General features: G+C 68.0%; 22 protein-coding genes. 11 read left to right on the top strand and 11 right to left on the bottom strand.

Features of this window, described 5'->3' with window-relative positions; genetic code table 11:
- On the bottom strand, positions 1 to 462 hold a 462-nt coding region (locus tag KBY71_RS07920; protein ID WP_254928388.1), incomplete at its 3' end, for a prepilin-type N-terminal cleavage/methylation domain-containing protein.
- Between the two features lie 21 nt (positions 463 to 483).
- On the bottom strand, positions 484 to 612 hold the full coding sequence (locus tag KBY71_RS07915) for a hypothetical protein (RefSeq protein WP_254928387.1): 129 nt from the start codon (positions 610 to 612) through the stop codon (positions 484 to 486).
- Here KBY71_RS07915 and KBY71_RS07910 point away from each other — a divergent pair.
- On the top strand, positions 605 to 1,930 hold the full coding sequence (locus KBY71_RS07910) for a sensor histidine kinase KdpD (RefSeq protein ID WP_254928386.1): 1,326 nt from the start codon (positions 605 to 607) through the stop codon (positions 1,928 to 1,930). The genes KBY71_RS07915 and KBY71_RS07910 overlap by 8 nt on opposite strands.
- Here the strand turns inward: KBY71_RS07910 and KBY71_RS07905 are convergent.
- The 3 genes from KBY71_RS07905 to KBY71_RS07895 are packed head-to-tail and all read right to left on the bottom strand — an operon-like array spanning position 1,899 to position 3,261.
- Complete coding sequence (locus KBY71_RS07905; RefSeq protein WP_254928394.1) at positions 1,899 to 2,597, bottom strand: response regulator transcription factor; 699 nt, start codon at positions 2,595 to 2,597, stop codon at positions 1,899 to 1,901. The genes KBY71_RS07910 and KBY71_RS07905 overlap by 32 nt on opposite strands.
- Before the next feature lie 14 nt (positions 2,598 to 2,611).
- Entirely contained in the window at positions 2,612 to 3,016 is a 405-nt protein-coding gene (locus KBY71_RS07900) for a type II toxin-antitoxin system VapC family toxin (RefSeq protein ID WP_254928385.1), read from the bottom strand.
- Positions 3,016 to 3,261, bottom strand: a complete 246-nt coding sequence (locus tag KBY71_RS07895) for a FitA-like ribbon-helix-helix domain-containing protein (RefSeq protein ID WP_254928384.1) — start codon at positions 3,259 to 3,261, stop codon at positions 3,016 to 3,018. The genes KBY71_RS07900 and KBY71_RS07895 overlap by 1 nt, the downstream gene beginning before the upstream one ends.
- 210 nt (positions 3,262 to 3,471) lie before the next feature.
- On the opposite strand from KBY71_RS07895, the gene KBY71_RS07890 reads away from it, so the two are divergent.
- Positions 3,472 to 4,284, top strand: coding sequence for an ABC transporter permease (locus tag KBY71_RS07890; protein ID WP_254928393.1), 813 nt, complete (start codon positions 3,472 to 3,474; stop codon positions 4,282 to 4,284).
- On the opposite strand, the gene KBY71_RS07885 is transcribed toward KBY71_RS07890, so the two are convergent.
- Both KBY71_RS07885 and KBY71_RS07880 read right to left on the bottom strand, forming a co-directional pair.
- A complete protein-coding gene (locus tag KBY71_RS07885) occupies positions 4,281 to 5,399 on the bottom strand; it encodes an ATP-binding protein (protein ID WP_254928383.1) in 1,119 nt (372 codons plus the stop codon). The two genes, KBY71_RS07890 and KBY71_RS07885, sit on opposite strands and share 4 nt — an antisense overlap.
- A gap of 45 nt (positions 5,400 to 5,444) precedes the next feature.
- Positions 5,445 to 5,648: a hypothetical protein gene (locus KBY71_RS07880; RefSeq protein WP_254928382.1), complete on the bottom strand. Its 204-nt coding sequence runs from the start codon at positions 5,646 to 5,648 to the stop codon at positions 5,445 to 5,447.
- Positions 5,649 to 5,671: 23 nt separating this feature from the next.
- Here KBY71_RS07880 and KBY71_RS07875 point away from each other — a divergent pair, with 23 nt between their 5' ends.
- The gene (locus KBY71_RS07875; RefSeq protein ID WP_254928381.1) at positions 5,672 to 5,884 is read left to right on the top strand and encodes a hypothetical protein; all 213 of its coding nucleotides are present in this window, start codon (positions 5,672 to 5,674) and stop codon (positions 5,882 to 5,884) included.
- A 7-nt stretch (positions 5,885 to 5,891) separates the two neighbouring features.
- On the opposite strand, the gene KBY71_RS07870 is transcribed toward KBY71_RS07875, so the two are convergent.
- The gene (locus KBY71_RS07870; RefSeq protein WP_254928380.1) at positions 5,892 to 6,587 is read right to left on the bottom strand and encodes a TrmH family RNA methyltransferase; all 696 of its coding nucleotides are present in this window, start codon (positions 6,585 to 6,587) and stop codon (positions 5,892 to 5,894) included.
- Here KBY71_RS07870 and KBY71_RS07865 point away from each other — a divergent pair.
- Both KBY71_RS07865 and KBY71_RS07860 read left to right on the top strand, forming a co-directional pair.
- Positions 6,540 to 6,908: an MGMT family protein gene (locus tag KBY71_RS07865; RefSeq protein WP_254928392.1), complete on the top strand. Its 369-nt coding sequence runs from the start codon at positions 6,540 to 6,542 to the stop codon at positions 6,906 to 6,908. The two genes, KBY71_RS07870 and KBY71_RS07865, sit on opposite strands and share 48 nt — an antisense overlap.
- Positions 6,909 to 6,918: 10 nt before the next feature.
- Complete coding sequence (locus KBY71_RS07860; RefSeq protein WP_254928379.1) at positions 6,919 to 8,301, top strand: 16S rRNA (cytosine(967)-C(5))-methyltransferase; 1,383 nt, start codon at positions 6,919 to 6,921, stop codon at positions 8,299 to 8,301.
- A 10-nt stretch (positions 8,302 to 8,311) separates the two neighbouring features.
- Here KBY71_RS07860 and KBY71_RS07855 read toward each other — a convergent pair whose 3' ends face one another.
- From KBY71_RS07855 to KBY71_RS07845, 3 genes are all read right to left on the bottom strand, one after another.
- Positions 8,312 to 10,378: a transglycosylase domain-containing protein gene (locus KBY71_RS07855; RefSeq protein WP_254928391.1), complete on the bottom strand. Its 2,067-nt coding sequence runs from the start codon at positions 10,376 to 10,378 to the stop codon at positions 8,312 to 8,314.
- A 64-nt stretch (positions 10,379 to 10,442) separates the two neighbouring features.
- The gene (gene chlG, locus KBY71_RS07850; RefSeq protein WP_254928378.1) at positions 10,443 to 11,423 is read right to left on the bottom strand and encodes a chlorophyll synthase ChlG; all 981 of its coding nucleotides are present in this window, start codon (positions 11,421 to 11,423) and stop codon (positions 10,443 to 10,445) included.
- Positions 11,424 to 11,434: 11 nt separating this feature from the next.
- A complete protein-coding gene (locus KBY71_RS07845) occupies positions 11,435 to 11,650 on the bottom strand; it encodes a DUF2862 domain-containing protein (RefSeq protein WP_254928377.1) in 216 nt (71 codons plus the stop codon).
- Positions 11,651 to 11,707: 57 nt separating this feature from the next.
- Here KBY71_RS07845 and hisF point away from each other — a divergent pair, with 57 nt between their 5' ends.
- From hisF to KBY71_RS07815, 6 genes are all read left to right on the top strand, one after another.
- Positions 11,708 to 12,505 (top strand): imidazole glycerol phosphate synthase subunit HisF, encoded by a 798-nt coding sequence (gene hisF / locus KBY71_RS07840; RefSeq protein ID WP_254928376.1) that lies wholly within the window; start codon positions 11,708 to 11,710, stop codon positions 12,503 to 12,505.
- 60 nt (positions 12,506 to 12,565) lie between these two features.
- Positions 12,566 to 12,874 carry a hypothetical protein gene (locus KBY71_RS07835; RefSeq protein ID WP_254928375.1) on the top strand — a complete coding sequence of 103 codons (309 nt, stop codon included), beginning with the start codon at positions 12,566 to 12,568 and terminating at the stop codon, positions 12,872 to 12,874.
- Positions 12,861 to 13,565 carry a bifunctional demethylmenaquinone methyltransferase/2-methoxy-6-polyprenyl-1,4-benzoquinol methylase UbiE gene (gene ubiE / locus KBY71_RS07830; protein ID WP_254928374.1) on the top strand — a complete coding sequence of 235 codons (705 nt, stop codon included), beginning with the start codon at positions 12,861 to 12,863 and terminating at the stop codon, positions 13,563 to 13,565. The genes KBY71_RS07835 and ubiE overlap by 14 nt, the downstream gene beginning before the upstream one ends.
- Before the next feature lie 108 nt (positions 13,566 to 13,673).
- Positions 13,674 to 14,438, top strand: a complete 765-nt coding sequence (locus KBY71_RS07825) for an EAL domain-containing protein (RefSeq protein ID WP_315858543.1) — start codon at positions 13,674 to 13,676, stop codon at positions 14,436 to 14,438.
- A 52-nt stretch (positions 14,439 to 14,490) separates the two neighbouring features.
- Positions 14,491 to 15,393 (top strand): glycine--tRNA ligase subunit alpha, encoded by a 903-nt coding sequence (gene glyQ / locus KBY71_RS07820; protein ID WP_254928373.1) that lies wholly within the window; start codon positions 14,491 to 14,493, stop codon positions 15,391 to 15,393.
- Positions 15,390 to 15,584, top strand: a complete 195-nt coding sequence (locus KBY71_RS07815; RefSeq protein ID WP_254928372.1) for a hypothetical protein — start codon at positions 15,390 to 15,392, stop codon at positions 15,582 to 15,584. The genes glyQ and KBY71_RS07815 overlap by 4 nt, the downstream gene beginning before the upstream one ends.
- Positions 15,585 to 15,587: the final 3 nt, after the last annotated feature.

Here is a 15,587-nt window from a genome sequence, read left to right as displayed (position 1 = left end):
AGAGGTGGTGGTGCAGCCATAGCCTCCAGTTGAGCAGGAGCGGGACACGGCTCCTGCGGATGTAACTGCTGCTGTGTAGGTCCAGTTTTTACCTGTTACGGTGGCGGTAAATGTTCCCCCGTTGGCGACAGAGCAAGAAGTTGTGCTTCCTTGAGCTGGGGCAAGTGTAACTTGCTGTCCGCTTCCTCCTGTGGTTTGAGTGAAGGTTGATGGGTCTTGATCTACTAGCCAAACTTGGCATTCTTTCGCTGCTGAGCTTGCAAGAGATTTGGCCGAATTGCCCTTGGCTTTGTCGGCTTGATTCAGAAACGATGGTAGCGCAATTGCGGCCAATATGCCAATGATGATGATAACGACAAGCAGCTCAATCAGCGTGAAGCCGGCCTGCAGGGGGTTCTTGGAGCGTTGGCGCTTGGCCAAGGCGGAAATCAGCAGTTGGTTGGAGCTCAGGCTTGAGGCCATCGAGTGAGGGGCTGGGCAGCCCTAAGAAATGGAATCTCCCCCAGCTTGCGGCGTTGGGCTGGGTTTGAACAGGGCGGCAACCTGAGCGTTTTCTGAAATTTGGCTGAAAATGCCGGCATCGCTCTGGTGCAGGTCGCCTTCGATGCGCATTTCGCCCTTGCGGCTTTGGCTCCAGTCCACCTCGCTGCTGGCGGTGTTGGCGGGCTACAGCTTGCTGCTCCTGCTCAATCAGGGTGTGGCTGGCTTGCAGCGGCGCCTGGCCCATGAGCAGCTGGTGGGTGAGCTGGTGGGCGAACTCCAGAGTCGGGCCGCCAACGGCGAGCAGCTGGAGCCGTTGCTGAGTCAGGCCCTGTTGCCCAGCCTGCGGCTGAGGGTGCTGCGCGGGGCTTCCCCTAGGGCCAACCCTCCCAAGTTGCAGCGGCGCGATGGCGAGGGCTGGCTCACCAGCGTGCAGCCCCTCCAGCTCGACGACGGCTCCTCCTTCACCCTGATGGTCGAGCAGAACGTCACCGCCTCTCTCCAGCAAGAGCGTTTGGCGTTCTGGCTGCTGGCGGTGGCGGCTGGGGTGTCGAGCCTCTTTACCAGTGGCCTGCTGCGGCTGGTGCTGCAGCGGGGCCTAGTGCAGCCCCTGCAAGAGTTCACGGCCCTTCTTGATTCCACCCAGGCCCCGCCGGTGCCCGGTGACCAGATCCCTGTGGTCGACCAGCCCGAGGAATTCCAGCCGATCGCCTCGGCTTTCAACGATCTGCAGGGCCGCTTAGCCACCTCCTGGGAGCGGCAGCGCTCCTTTGTGGATGGGGTGGCCCATGAGTTACGCACGCCGATCACCCTCATCTCCGGCCACGCCCAGCGGCTGTTGCGCCAGCCCAGCCTGGAGGCCGTGGCCCCCTCCCTGCGGCTGATTGAGCAGGAGGCCCAGCGTATGGGAACCCTGGTGAGCGATCTGCTTGATCTGGCCCGCCAGGATTCCGGCCGCTTGGTGCTGCGCCGCCGACCGATCCTGGCCGACGAGGCCCTGGTGCAGGCCTATGAGCGGCTGGCCCCGAGCAGCGGCTGGCGCTTGCATCTGGACCCACCAGCAGCGCAGCTGCCTGTGGGCCTGGGTGATCCGGAACGGGTGCAGCAGTGTCTGGCGGCTTTGATTGAAAACGCCCTCCACTACAGCCCCACGCCCCTGCCGGTGAGCCTGGCGGCCGATCAGCAGGGCGATGCCCTGGTGCTGCATGTGCGGGATCAGGGCCCGGGGGTTGCCCCCAGCGAACGGGAGGCGATCTTTGAACGCTTCTCCCGCGGCAGCGCCGCCATCAACGCCAACAGCCGGGGCAGTGGCATCGGCCTGGCCGTGGTGCGGCTGCTGATGGAGGCGATGGGTGGCTATGTGGTGGCGGCTGATGCCCCCGGCGGCGGAGCGGATTTCCAGCTGCATCTGCCTGTGGTCAGGTCTTTGGGAGTCCCTCCTTCAGCATGAAGCCCACGCCGCGCACCGTCTGAATCAGGGTGGGTTGGCCCTCGCGCTCCAGCTTGCGCCGCAGCGCCCGGATGTACACATCCAGCACGTTGTCGTCGCCCACCCACTGGTTGCCCCACACGGCGCTGAGGATGGCTTCGCGGCTGTGCACCCGGTTGGGCTCGCGCAGGAGCAGTAGCAGCAGCTCAAATTCCCGGCCGGAGAGCAGCACCGGCTCGCCGCCGCGGCTCACCTCCCGGCTGGCCAGCGTGAGTTCCAGATCCGCCAGCCGCAGGCTCTCCTGCGCATCCGTGCCATTGCTGCGCCGCCGCAGCCGCGCCCGTACTCGGGCCAGCAGTTCTTCAATCGAAAAGGGCTTGGTGAGGTAGTCGTCGGCGCCCGCATCGAGGGCCTCCACCCGTTCGCGCACGTCATCGCGGGCGGTAAGCATCAGCACCGGCGTGTGGTCATCGTTGGCGCGCAGCCGCCGGCAGATCTCCACACCGCTGAAGTCGGGCAGGGTCCAGTCGAGCAGCAGCAGGTCCCAGCGTTCGGCGCGGATCTGGGCCAGGGCCTGCTGGCCCGTAGCCGCCTCGCTGCAGCCATAGCCCTCGATCTCCAGTTCGGTGCGCAGGAACTGGCGCAGTTCCGGGTCGTCATCGACGATCAGCAGCCGGTGGCTGGGCATGGGGGATCGGGTCGTCACGGCAGCACTTTGGTGGCCAGTTTTTGCAGGCGCTGATCCGCCGTCAATAGCCCGGCCGCTTCCCGCCTGGCCAGGGCCAGATAGAGGCAGTCATAAACAGGATGGTCGAGATGGCAAGCCAGGGCCAGGGCTTCCACCTGCAGGTGGCGATCGGGTTCGATCTGGTCCACCAGATCGCGGGCATCCACGAGGAGCTCCTGGGGATCCTGTCCCTCGAGGCTGCCGGCCCGATGCAGTTTCCAGAGCGTGTTGGCGACCTCACTCAGCATCAATTCAGGCGCCAGCACCAGTGGGGCCTGCGCGATCTGCTGGGCCCACTGGACGGCCTCCGGATCACCCGTGACCAGCCTGACCGCTGCTGAGGCATCCAAAACACAGGTGGCCTGAGAGGGAAAAGGCATCAGCGGTCGCGGTCGGCCCGGATCAGCTCCTCGGGCGACTGGACCCACTGCAGAGGCAGCCGCTCTGTCCAGCGCTGCTCAATGCGCTCCAAGGCCGCCCGGCGCCGTAGGCGGGGATCGCCGCCCGCCAGGGTTTCGAGGTCGGCCAAGGCCTGCTGACTGAGGCTGCGTTTGTGGGCTTGGGCACGCCGCTGCAACAGCCGATGCAGCGGCTCCGGCAGGTCGCGAATCTGCAGCGACGGCATTGGCGGAAGGCCAGGCTTTGGGGCGACTGTAGGACAAGTGCATGCGTTATGCATGCGCAGCTGGTGTGTCCGCCTGTCGCGGCGAAGGGGTTCGGTTGCTGCTCGCCATGGCGCTGCAGCCCCGTCTCTGCTCAACTGGTGCCCATTGCTGTTGCCGGCCCTGTGTTTGCAGGCTTTGCCCTTCGCCGCGCCACCAGCCTTTCGGGCCGCATGGCCCGCTGGGGTCTGGTGATCGTGGTGGCCTACGCCCTGGTGGCCCTGGTCACGCCCCTGCTGGTGCACGCCGGCTGGTTGGCCGATCCCAATGCCGGCCTGCAAAACCCGATCTACGCCGCCCCGTCTCTTGAGCATTGGTGCGGCACCGATCGGCTCGGCCGTGACGTGTGCGTGCGCACCCTGGCCGGCAGCGGTGTGGCCCTGCAGGTGGTGCTGCTGGCCCTGGTGATTGCGCTGGCGATCGGGGTGCCCCTGGGCATGGTGAGCGGCTACCTGGGCGGCTGGGTGGATCGCGTGCTGGTGCTGCTGATGGACACCCTCTACACCCTGCCGGTGCTGCTGCTGTCGGTGGTGCTGGCCTTCCTGCTGGGCCGCGGTTTGCCCAACGCCGCCGCTGCCCTCTGTGTGGTGTACATCCCCCAGTACTTCCGGGTGGTGCGCAACCAGACGGCCCAGGTGAAGGCGGAGCTCTTTGTGGAGGCGGCCCGCTCCCTTGGCGCCGGGCCCCTCTGGATCCTGCGCCGCTACCTGCTGCGCAACGTGATCACCTCGGTGCCGGTGCTGCTCACCCTCAACGCCGCCGATGCGGTGCTGGTGCTGGGTGGTCTGGGTTTTCTGGGCCTGGGCCTGCCCGAAACCATCCCGGAGTGGGGCGGCGACCTGCAGCAGGCCCTCACCGCCGTACCCACCGGTATCTGGTGGACGGCCCTCTACCCCGGCCTGGCCCTGTTTGTGCTGGTGCTAGGCCTGTCGTTTCTGGGGGAAGGGCTCGAGAGCTGGCTCAGTGGGGGCGCCGGTCAGCGCTAAGGGCGCAGTTGCCTCAACCAGGCTTCCAGAGGTTCACAGCGGATGCCATCGATCAGCAGCGGTTCTGGGCACAAGGAGAGCAGCAAGCGCTCTGCCTCTGGGTAGTCCTCACCGAAGGCCCGCAGCGCCTTGAGGTCGCTGCGATCGATGCGACGGCTGTGTTTCACCTCGATGGCCATAAATAGGTCTGGGCCATACACGACGAAATCCACCTCCAGTCCAGATCGGGTGCGCCAGAAGCTGAGTTGGGCCCCTCCTGGCCGCAGCTGGCAGAGCGCCCGCAGGTGCTGTGCCACCAGGGATTCCAAAGCGATGCCACCAATCTCTTCCGGCCCATCAAGCGGGCCGCGGGGCCTGAGGGAGCGGAAAACTCCGGCATCGAAGCAGAAAAACTTCTGGTGCTGCACCAGCTGCCGCTGGGCTCGCCGTTGAAACACCGGCAGCCGAAAGCTGATCAACAGATCCTCAAGAATTCCCAGATAGCTTTCAGCCCTTTTGCGGGGTATCTCGGTTTCCCGGGCCAGGTTTGCCAGGTTGAGCAGGGTGCCCTGCGAAAAGCTGATCACCTCCAGAAACCTTGCAAAGTCGCCGATCTGACGCACCAGGGCTTCCGCCTGCACCTCTTCCTGCAGATACAGCGAGGCATAGGCCGCCAAGGTGGCCTGGGGGTCCACGGCCTGCCACACAAGGGGCACCAGTCCGTTGGCCTGGGCCCGCATCAGATCAAAATCCTGGCCGAGCTCAGCAGCCATGAAGGGCCCCATGTGCACGGCCACCAGCCGCCCACCGAGCAGGTTCGCGGCCCCGTGGCGCAGCTTGCGGGCACTCGAACCGGTGAGCACAAAACGCAGATCCCGCCGCTGCTCCACCAGGACATGCACCACGTCGAGCAACTGGGGGGCTTTCTGGATTTCGTCGATCACCACCGTGTGAGCGGTCGTGCCAGCGGCAGCGATGAAGTCCGAAAGCCGCTCTGGCCGGGCCTGGTAGGCCCTCAGTACATCCGGTGCCAGCAGATCCAACCGCAGGGCTTCGGGGAACACCTGTGCCAGCCAGGTCGACTTGCCGGTGCCGCGGGGGCCAAACAGGAAGAAGCTGCCAGGAGGTGGCTGCAAAAATCGCCGCACTGCCGCCATATCCGCAGCCGAAATGGAGTTTTGCTAGCCATTTTGCACGGGATTGCGGTGTTCGCTCGGTTGTGTCTGGGGGGTCGTGAAGCAGGTGGTGTAATCGGCATAGAGCTTCTCCTCCACAATCACCGAGCCGTGGCGCTCGTTGATGGCCCGTTTCACGGCGGCCCGTTCGTCATTGGTGATGTACACGGCCCGCGCCAGGGCGATGAAGGCGCTCCACAATGGAAGCACTCCCGTCACCCGGTGGATCACCCATGCCCTGGTGGTTGGATCTACTCCTGCTGGCCGTCGCGGCCACCCTGTGGTGCAGCGGCAGCGCCAATGCCGACGACGTCTGGAGCCTGTTCCAGAAGCTGATCGCCGCGGTGGCCCTGGCCGTGGTGCTGCTGGGTGGCCGCCAGATCCTGCTCGAGTTGGCGGCCCTCGGCCTGGCCCTGTGGCTGCCCAGTGCCCGCCGGTTTCAGTAGGGCGTTCTTAGTAGCGCAGCTTGACCGTGCGGGGCAGGGTTTCGCAGATGGCGCCCTCGGCATCCAGGGCCGGGTAGGGGCGCCCCTCCTTCCGGCACCAGGCCGCCACCTCCGGGTAGGCCCACTCAAACAGCAACGGCCCGTAGCGCTCGGCCGGCACGCCCTCGCCGTGGCTCGGCAGCACCCCGGCCGCCTGCCGCTGGCGCAGCGCTTCAAACAGCAAGGTGGCGCAGGCCACGCTCACGTTCAGCGACTGCACCATGCCCTGCATCGGGATCACGATCGGCTGGTCCACCAACGCGGCCGCCGCTGTGCTCAGGCCCCACTTCTCGGCCCCCAGCACCAGCGCACTGGGGCCGGTGAAGTCGCACTGGCGGTAGTCCACCGCCTCCACCGACAGGTGGGTGCCATAGAGCCGGAAACCCTGGGCCTTCAGCTGGGTGAGCAGCGCCACGCAGTCGCCGTCGCTGTGGCGGTGCAGGGGCACCCACTTCTCGCTGCCCTTGGCCGTGCAGTTGAAGGTGGGGGTGCGGCCTGCCAGGCTCACCACATGGGCCTCCAGCACCCCCACGGCATCGCAGCTGCGCAGGATGGCCGAGAGGTTGTGGGGCTTGTCCACGTGCTCCAGCACCACGGTGAGGTCGCCCATGCGGCGATCGAGCACGGCCTTGAGCCGCTCGAAGCGGCGGGGCAGCAGGGGCATGGGCGGCAGCACTCCTTTGATCAGAGGGTATGGGATGCCGTGGCCCAGATCCCCCCGGGCCAGCTCGCCACCTACGGCCAGATCGCCGAGCTGATCGGCGTTTGGGGTGCGGCGCGCCAGGTGGGTTGGGCCCTGCGCCGCCTGCCCCTGCCCTCGCCGATTCCCTGGCACCGGGTGGTGAATGCCCGCGGCCAGATCAGCTTCACCCCCAGCCGCGAAGGCAGCGACTGGATCCAACGGGAGCTGTTGCTGGCCGAGGGCATCCCGGTGGACACCGCCGGTCGCCTGCCCCTGGCCCGCCACCGCTGGCAGCCGCGCTAGGTGTGGAGCCATGCCCCAGTCGTCCGTCCCCCTGCCCCCTGCCGCCACCCCTGAATCCAGCGCCATCGGTTTGGCGCCGCGCCAGCTGGCCTGGCAGGTGTTGCTGGCGGTGGGCGGCGGCGCTTACGCCGATGTGGCCCTGGAGCGGGAGCTGCAGCGCCATCCCCTCGAAGGCGCCGACCGCGCCCTGGCCACCGAACTCGCCTACGGCGCCATTCGCCAGCGGCGCCTGCTGGATGCCTGGCTCGATGCCCTCGGCAAGGTGCCCGCTGCGCGCCAGCCACCCAAGTTGCGCTGGCTGCTGCACTTGGGGCTCTACCAGCTGCTGTTCAGCAGCCGGGTGCCGGCCTCGGCGGCGGTGAGCACCACCGTGGAATTGGCCAAGCGGGGTGGACTGGGCCGGCTGGCGCCGGTGGCCAATGGCCTGCTGCGGGCCTGCGGGCGCCGGCGCGCGGGGGCCGGGCCTGAGCCCTGGGATGGTCTGGGCCCCCTCCCCGACGATCCCGCCGCCGCCTTGGGCCTGCGCCACTCCCTGCCCCCCTGGCTGGCGGAGCTGGTGCTCACCTGGCCGGATCCGGAAGCCTTCGGCCTGGCCTGCAACCAGCCCCCCGCCCTCGACTTGCGCGTCAATCCGCTGCGCACCACGCCTGCTGGTGCTTTGGAGGCCTTCATTGCCGCCGGCATCGAGGCGGCCCCCCTACCGGAGCTGCCCGGCGGCCTCACGCTCCTGGGCCGCAGCGGCGAGTTGCGCGCCCTGCCCGGCTACGCCGAGGGCCACTGGTGTGTGCAGGACCGCGCCGCCCAGGCGGTGGGCCTGCTGCTCGATCCCCAGCCCGGCGAGCGGATCCTCGATGCCTGCGCCGCCCCCGGCGGCAAGAGCACCCACCTGGCCGAGCTGATGGGCGACCAGGGGGAGGTGTGGGCCGTGGATCGCTCCGAGGGCCGGCTGCGCCGGGTGGGTGTCAATGCCGCCCGCCTCGGCCTGCAGAGCATCCACACCCTGGCCGCCGATGCGGCGGAGCTGGTGGCCCAGAAGCCGGAGTGGCGCGGCTGGTTTGACCGCATCTTGCTGGATGCACCCTGTTCGGGGCTCGGCACCCTGGCCCGACACGCCGATGCCCGCTGGCGGCTTTCCCCTGAAACGATCCGAGAGTTGGTGGGGCTGCAACGCCAGCTGCTGGAGGCCCTGGTGCCCCTGCTCAAGCCCGCCGGCCAGCTGGTGTATGCCACCTGCACCGTGCATCCGGCTGAAAACGGCGAGCTGATCGAGGCCTTCCTCGCCGACCATCCCGGCTGGGTGCGGCGGCAGCAATGGCAGCGCTGGCCAGCGCCCGGCGGGGGGGATGGTTTCTTCGCGGCCCTGGTGCAGGCGCCGGCGGGAGCTCCCGGCTAGGGCTGCGGCGTTAAGGCAGTGGTGGCGCCACCACCGGCGGTGGCGGGGCGTCCAGCGGGGGGGGCGTGGCCGGGCCGGGGGCCGGCGCCGGTTCGCTGGGCGCAGCGGCCTGGGGAGCGGCGGGGCTGGGGGCCGGAGCGGCGGGGGCGCCGGTGCCGTCTGCTGGGCGCTCCTCAACGCTGGGGGTGGGATCGAGGTCCCAGGGCTGGGGCGCGGAGTCCCGCGGGGCGTCGTTGGGGGGCGGGCCGTCGTTGCGGCGGAATGGGCCCTTGCGCCCCGGCTTGTAGCTGTCCTGCAGCACGGGCCTTGGCGGGAACTGGCGCACCGGCAGGTCCTTGCTGATCGGCGCCATGAAGGCCCGCCAGGCGTAGGTGGCCACCACACTGGTGTTCTTGGTTTCGCGACTGCTGTCGTAGCCCAGCCACACCCCCGTGGTGAGCTGGGGGATGGAGCCGATGAACCACAGATCCCGGCCCCCCTCTGAGGTGCCGGTTTTGCCTGCCACGGGCCGATCGGGCAGGGCCGCCCCACCGCCGGTGCCCGATTGCACCGCCCGCTGCAGCATCCACAGCATCATGGCGGCGAGGTCGCTGCTCACGGCGCGCCGGCCCGCGTCGCCCTCCACCCGGCGGCTCCAGAGAAGCTCACCATCGGGGCCGAGGATCTCCTCAAACGGTGTGGGCTTCACATAGATGCCGCCGTTGTTGATGGCCGCATAGGCCGCGGTCATGTCAACCACGGTCTGCTCATAGGCCCCCAGCGCCATCGGGTAGAACCGCCCCAACTCCCGCGTGATGCCCAGGCTCTTGGCCGTGTCGATCACCTTGTCGAAGCCCAGCTCCTGCAGCAGCGCTACTGCCACGGTGTTGAGCGAGTTCTGCAGGGCCACCACCATCGACACCGAACCCAGGTAGCGGTTGCCGAAGTTCTTCGGGCAGTAGCCGGCGAAGCAGCGGGCCGAATCGCGGAACACCCGCTCCGGCAGCATCCCCTCCTTCAGCGCTGTCAGATACACGAACAGCTTGAAGGTGGAGCCGGGCGAGCGCAGCGCCTGGGCGGCCCGGTTGAACTGGCTGGCCTTGAAGTCGGTGCCGCCCACCATCGCCCGCACCAGGCCGGTGCCGGGTTCCATCGCCACCAGGGCCCCTTCCATGCCACCGGTGGCATAGGTGTCGATCGCCTTCTGGGCCTGGCCCTGCCAGGCCAGATTGACGCTGCTGCGCACCGTCAGACCGCCCACCTCCAGCTGCTCCTTGGTGAGCACGCCCGGCAGTTCCTGCTGCACCCAGCTGCTGAACCAGGGGGCCTGGCTGTCCCAATACTTGGGCTCCGCGGGCTTGAGCTGCAGGGGCGCGGCCTGGGCCTGCAGCTGCTCCGCCTCGCTGATGAAGCCGGCCTCCTGCATGCGGCGCAGCACCACGGCCCGGCGCTCCAGGGCGAGATCGGGGTTCACCAGCGGTGAATACACCGAGGGGGCGGGCGGCAGCCCGGCGATCAGGGCGGCCTCGGCGAGGTTGAGCTGGTCGGGGGCTTTCGAGAAGTACACCCAGGCCGCATCGGCCACGCCGTAGGCACTCGAGCCCAAATACACCACATTGAGGTATTCGGTGAGGATCTGGCGCTTGCTGAGCTGGCGCTCGAGCTTGCCGGCCAGGGCCGCCTCCTTCACCTTGCGCACCAGGGTGCGGTCCTGACTGAGGAACACCGTGCGGGCCAGCTGCTGGGTGATCGTGCTGGCCCCTTCCTCCACCGACCGCTGGGTGATGTTGCGCACCAGGGCCCGGCCGATGCCCACCGGGTCGATGCCGTCGTGCTGGTAGAAGCGCCGGTCCTCGGCGGCGATGAAGGCCTCTTCCACCAGGGCGGGCAGGGTTTCGGGGGTGAGCTTTTCGCGGGTCACCGGCCCGATCTTGTGCACCACCTGGCCATCGGCCGAGAGGATCGTCAGGGTGCCGGGGCGGTTGAAGTGGTTGATGCCCCGGGCGTCGGGCAGCAGGTTGTCGAAGCCCGCCACCAGGGCAGCCTGGCCGCAGGCCACGCCGCCACCGATCAGGGCCGCCAGCACCCCCGCTCCCACCAAATTGGTCCGCCGCGCGTGGGTTGGGGCCTTGGGAGCGGCCTTGCTGCCGGAGCGGGCCACCTCAGGCAACCAGCACGCTGTGGCCGATCGCCAGGGCCGTCACCAGCATCCCCAGCACCAGGAACGGCTGGGCGCTGGCCTGGTATTTCACGTCGAAGGCCACCGGATCGCGCAGCAGCCAGATGTCCTGGAAGGTGATCTGGGGAATGATCAGCAGCACCAGCAGCACCGCGGCGAAGTGCTGGCCAATGGCAATCAGTACGGCCACCATCGCCAGCTGAAACACATCGATCATGCCGGCGCTGATCCAGCTGGCCTTCTCAATGCCGAACACCACCGGCAGGCTCTGCAGGCCCAGGGCCCGATCCCCTTCCACGCTCTTGAAGTCGTTCACCACGGCGATGCCCAGGCCCGCCAGCGAATAGGCGAGGGTGAGGATCGCGGTGGTCCAGGTGAGCTGGCCAAACAGGGCCTGGCCGGCCCACCAGGGCAGGGCGATGTAGCTGGCGCCCAGGGCGTAATTGCCCAGCCAGCCGTTCTGCTTCAGCTTCAGGGGAGGGGCGGAATAGATGAAGCTCACAAACGAACCGCCCAGGGCCAGCAGAAACACCACCGGGGTGCTGTGGCCGGCCCAGAGATCCAGGCCGTAGGCCACGCCGAGCCCCGCCAGCAGCAGGATCCAGATCTGGGCCTTCACCTGGCCGAGGGGAATGGCGCCGGAGGGAATGGGCCGGTAGGGCTCGTTGATCGCGTCGATCTCGCGGTCGTAGTAGTCGTTGATCGTCTGGGTGTAGCCAGCCAGCAGGGGACCGCTCATCAGCATGCAGGCGATCGAGGCGCCCACCTCTGGCAGGGTCCAGTGGAAGTTGCCCGACGCTGCAGCGCCGCACAGCACCCCCCAGATCAGGGGAATCCAGGTGACCGGCTTCATCAGCTGCAGCCGGATCTTCCAGATCGAGCTGGTGCCGCTGGCACCCTTCATGCCCAGCAGCTGGCGGGCTCCGGCGCCGCTGGCCGCTTCGGGATTGGGGCTGTTGCTCAACGGCTTAGGCCTCAGGCGAGGGTGATTTCGTCGTCGAAGAACCAGGCGGTCTGGCCACCGCTCAGCTCCACCACCACGCCGATGCCCTTGCCGTCCACCGTGCGGAAGCCGGTCACCGTGCCCGTGGAATCGGCCTTGAGCGAGTCCACCATCTCGTTGGAGATGCGATCACGCACCCGGGTGACCCGCACCTTCGAGCCGATGTTGATGGTGGCAGCCTGGGACATGGCCGGCGCGACTGGAAAGTGGCGCAACATTAACAGTGCCCAACGGAGCTCCCGGTCATGGTTGCCAAGCGGATCATTCCCTGTCTCGACGTGGCCGATGGCCGGGTGGTGAAGGGCGTGAACTTCGTGGGTCTGCGGGATGCCGGCGACCCGGTGGAGCTGGCCTGCCGCTACAGCGCCGCGGGTGCCGATGAACTCGTCTTCCTCGACATCGCCGCCAGCCACCAGGGCCGCGGCACCCTGGTGGAGCTGGTGCGGCGCACCGCGGAGGCCGTCACTATCCCCTTCACCGTGGGGGGCGGCATCAGCAGCGTTGAGGGGATCACCGAGCTGCTGCGGGCCGGTGCCGACAAGGTGAGCCTCAACTCCTCGGCCGTGCGCGATCCGGAGTTGGTGGACCGCGGGGCCGAGCGCTTCGGCTGCCAGTGCATCGTCGTGGCGATCGATGCCCGGGCCCGCCCTGGCGGGGGCTGGGATGTGTATGTCACAGGTGGCCGCGAGAACACGGGCCTCGATGCGGTGGCCTGGGCCCGGCAGGTGGTGGCCCGGGGGGCTGGCGAGATCCTGCTCACCTCCATGGATGGCGATGGCACCCAGGCCGGCTACGCCCTCGACCTCACCCGGGCGGTGGCCGATGCGGTGGAGGTGCCGGTGATCGCCTCGGGTGGTGCTGGCTGCATCGACCACCTCGCCCAGGCCCTCGATCCCGGCCCCGAGGGCGGCCACGCCTCAGCCGCCCTGCTGGCCTCGTTGCTCCACGACGGGGTGCTCACCGTGGAGGCGATCAAAACCGAGTTGCTGAGCCGCGGTCTGCCGATCCGGCCGCTTGCCCTGCCGCTCACGTCAGCTTGTTAACGCTTGTAACATCTCGATAAGAGCCCCGTCGTGGCCTGCTCCCGGCCCTGCTCCCTCCGCGTGTTCACCGCCCTGCCAGCCCTCCCCCCTCCCGCCTCCACCGCGATCGCCCTGGGCATGGTGGCGGGCGTGGTGGCGTTGGTGGCCTGGGCCCTGCAGTTGATGCAGGCCGCCAACGACCGGCGTGAGTTTTCGTTGATGCTGGCCGGCTGCATGGTGTGTTCCGCCGCCGTGGGGCTGGCCACGGTGATGGTGCTCACCTTCACCAGCCCGGGCCGCCTTGAAGCCCGCGGCCTGCTGCCACCCGCGCCTGCGGAGTCGGGGGTGAGCCTGGATTCCATCGTGCTGCCCTGGGATGGGCAGCTTTAGGCCCGGCGATCCGGCGGCGGTTCAGGAGCTGTTCGAGCAGATCGCCCCGCGCTACGACCAGCTCAACGATTGGCTCAGCTTCGGCCTGCATCGGCTTTGGAAGCGCCAGGCCGTCGCCTGGTTGCAACCCCGGCCGGGGCAACAGCTGCTGGATCTCTGCTGCGGCACGGGTGATTTGGCCCTGGTGCTGGCGTCCCGGGTGCGACCTGGGGGGGCGGTGCTCGGCCTGGATGCGGCGGCCGCGCCTCTGGCCGTGGCGGCCCGGCGCGCGGCGCTGCAGCCCTGGTTGCCCGTGCGCTGGCAACAGGGCGATGCCTTGGCCACCGGCTTGGCGCGTGGGAGTTGGGATGGTGCCGCCATCGCCTACGGCCTGCGCAACCTGGCCGATCCGGGGGCGGGCCTGGTGGAGCTGCGCCGGGTGCTGCGCGATGGCGGACGGGCGGCGGTGCTCGATTTCAACCGACCCAGTGGTGGCGTGGCCGCGTTCCAGCGCTTCTACCTGCGCCGTCTGGTGGTGCCCACCGCGGAGCGCTTCGGCATCCCCGAGCACTACGCCTACCTGGAGGAGAGCCTGCAGCGTTTCCCCACCGGCGCTCAGCAGCAGGCCCTGGCCCTCGAGGCCGGCTTCCGTGCGGCGCGCCATCGCCCCCTGGCCGGCGGCCTGATGGGACTGCTGGAGCTGGTGGCCTGAAGCCAGCAGTCCGATTCAGCCGCCTGAAGCCAGTGGACAGCTTGGATCCTGGCTGGTGGTGTTCGCTCAGATTGTGATTACGCTTTCCATATCTCCACCACGTAGGGGTTGACGCCCCTCAGGGTTTTGGAAAACTTTCACATCCAGCCCATTATCGATCTGGCCTCCGGCCGCGTGTGCGGAGGGGAGGTGCTGTGGCGGCCGAACGACACCCCCCCCAGCATCGAGGAGCTGCAGGCCCTGGAAGAGGATCCGGCGCTCAACATCTCCGTCACCCAGGACTCCTTCGTGTTCGCCCTGCGGGCGCTCGATCGGATGCAGGCCAACGTCTGGCTGTCGGTGAACCTCTCCTGCCGCTACATCGGCTCGGGCAAGATGTTTTTCCGGCCCATTTCCAAGGCGGTGGGCGACCTCGACAGCATGCGCCGCAAGGTGGGTCGCCGCTTGGTGGTCGAAGTCACGGAGAAGGGGGTTGCGGGTCAGCACGAGTCGTCGTTCATCAACGAGCTCACCTCCCTGCACACGATCGCCGTCGACGACTTCGGCACCGGCGATGCGCCCCTTTCCCACATGCTGAACCTCAACTTCAGCAAGGTGAAGGTGGACCGCTCGATCGTCTCCGGTATCGATGCCGATTCCTTCCGCCAGCGTTTCCTCAAGTGGCTGGTGTCCGGTTGTCACGCCATCAATGTGGATGTGTGCGCCGAGGGCGTGGAAACGGAATCGGAGGCCACCTTCCTGCGCCGCATCGGCGTCAACCAGGGCCAGGGTTGGCTGTGGAGCAAGGCCATCCCCGCCGAGCAGTTCGAAAGCCTCACCGTTCCCAGCGCCGCGGTCACCGAGTCCCTGGGCCGGATGCTGAACGCCTCCTGATCCCGGGCCCCGTCGCCATCGACAATGGCGCCACGACAGGTGCCCATCCCCCGTGCATTTCCAGGACATCATTGCGACCCTGAACCGCTTCTGGGCCGACCAGGGCTGCCTGATCCTGCAGCCCTACGACACCGAGAAGGGCGCCGGCACGATGAGTCCCCACACGGTGCTGCGGGCGATTGGCCCCGAGCCCTGGGCGGTGGCCTACCCCGAGCCCTGCCGCCGCCCCACCGATGGCCGCTACGGCGATAACCCCAACCGGGCCCAGCACTATTTCCAATACCAGGTGCTGATCAAGCCCAGCCCTGATGGCATCCAGGAGACCTACCTGGCCTCGCTCGAGGCTCTCGGCATCCGGGCCCGCGACCACGACATCCGCTTCGTGGAAGACAACTGGGAATCCCCCACCCTCGGCGCCTGGGGCGTGGGCTGGGAGGTGTGGCTCGATGGCATGGAAGTCACCCAGTTCACCTACTTCCAGCAGTGCGGCGGCATCGACTGCCGGCCGGTTTCGATTGAGATCACCTACGGCCTCGAGCGGCTGGCGATGTATCTGCAGGACGTGGAGAGCATCTGGGATCTCTCCTGGGATGGCAACCGCTCCTACGGCGACATCTGGCTGCCCTTTGAAAAGGGCCAGTGCACCTACAACTTCGAGGCGTCCAATCCGGAGCGGCTCAAGCAGCTGTTCGCCATCTATGAGGCCGAGGCTGCCGATCTGGTGGCGGCCAAGCTGCCTGCCCCGGCCCTGGATTTCGTGCTCAAGTGCAGCCACACCTTCAACCTGTTGGAGGCCCGCGGCGTGATCTCCGTCACTGAGCGCACCGCCACCATCGGCCGCATCCGCCACCTGGCCCGTCAGGTGGCTGAGGCCTGGCTGGCCGAGCGCGAGGCCCTGGGCTTTCCGCTGCTGGCCCAGCCGCCGGTGGCGGCCCCAGCCCCAGCGGCTCTGTGAAACGCCTGCTGCAAAGGACGCTGCTGGTGGTGGTGTTGGCCGGCGGCAGCTTTCAGCTGGGCCGGCTCAGTGAGCGGGCCGTCTGGCCCTGCCGTCTGCGGCCTGTCGCCCGGTTGGTGGCGCCCTTGCTGGGGCAGCAGATGCCCAGCCGGGAGCTGTGCGACCTGTTGTTGAAGATCCCCCGCCTCTAGGGG

It is taken from the genome of Cyanobium sp. T1B-Tous (assembly GCF_024345475.1).
Classification (GTDB): domain Bacteria; phylum Cyanobacteriota; class Cyanobacteriia; order PCC-6307; family Cyanobiaceae; genus Cyanobium_A.
Note: the sequence above shows the minus strand (reverse complement) of the source record. Positions and strands in the feature narration are given on the sequence as shown.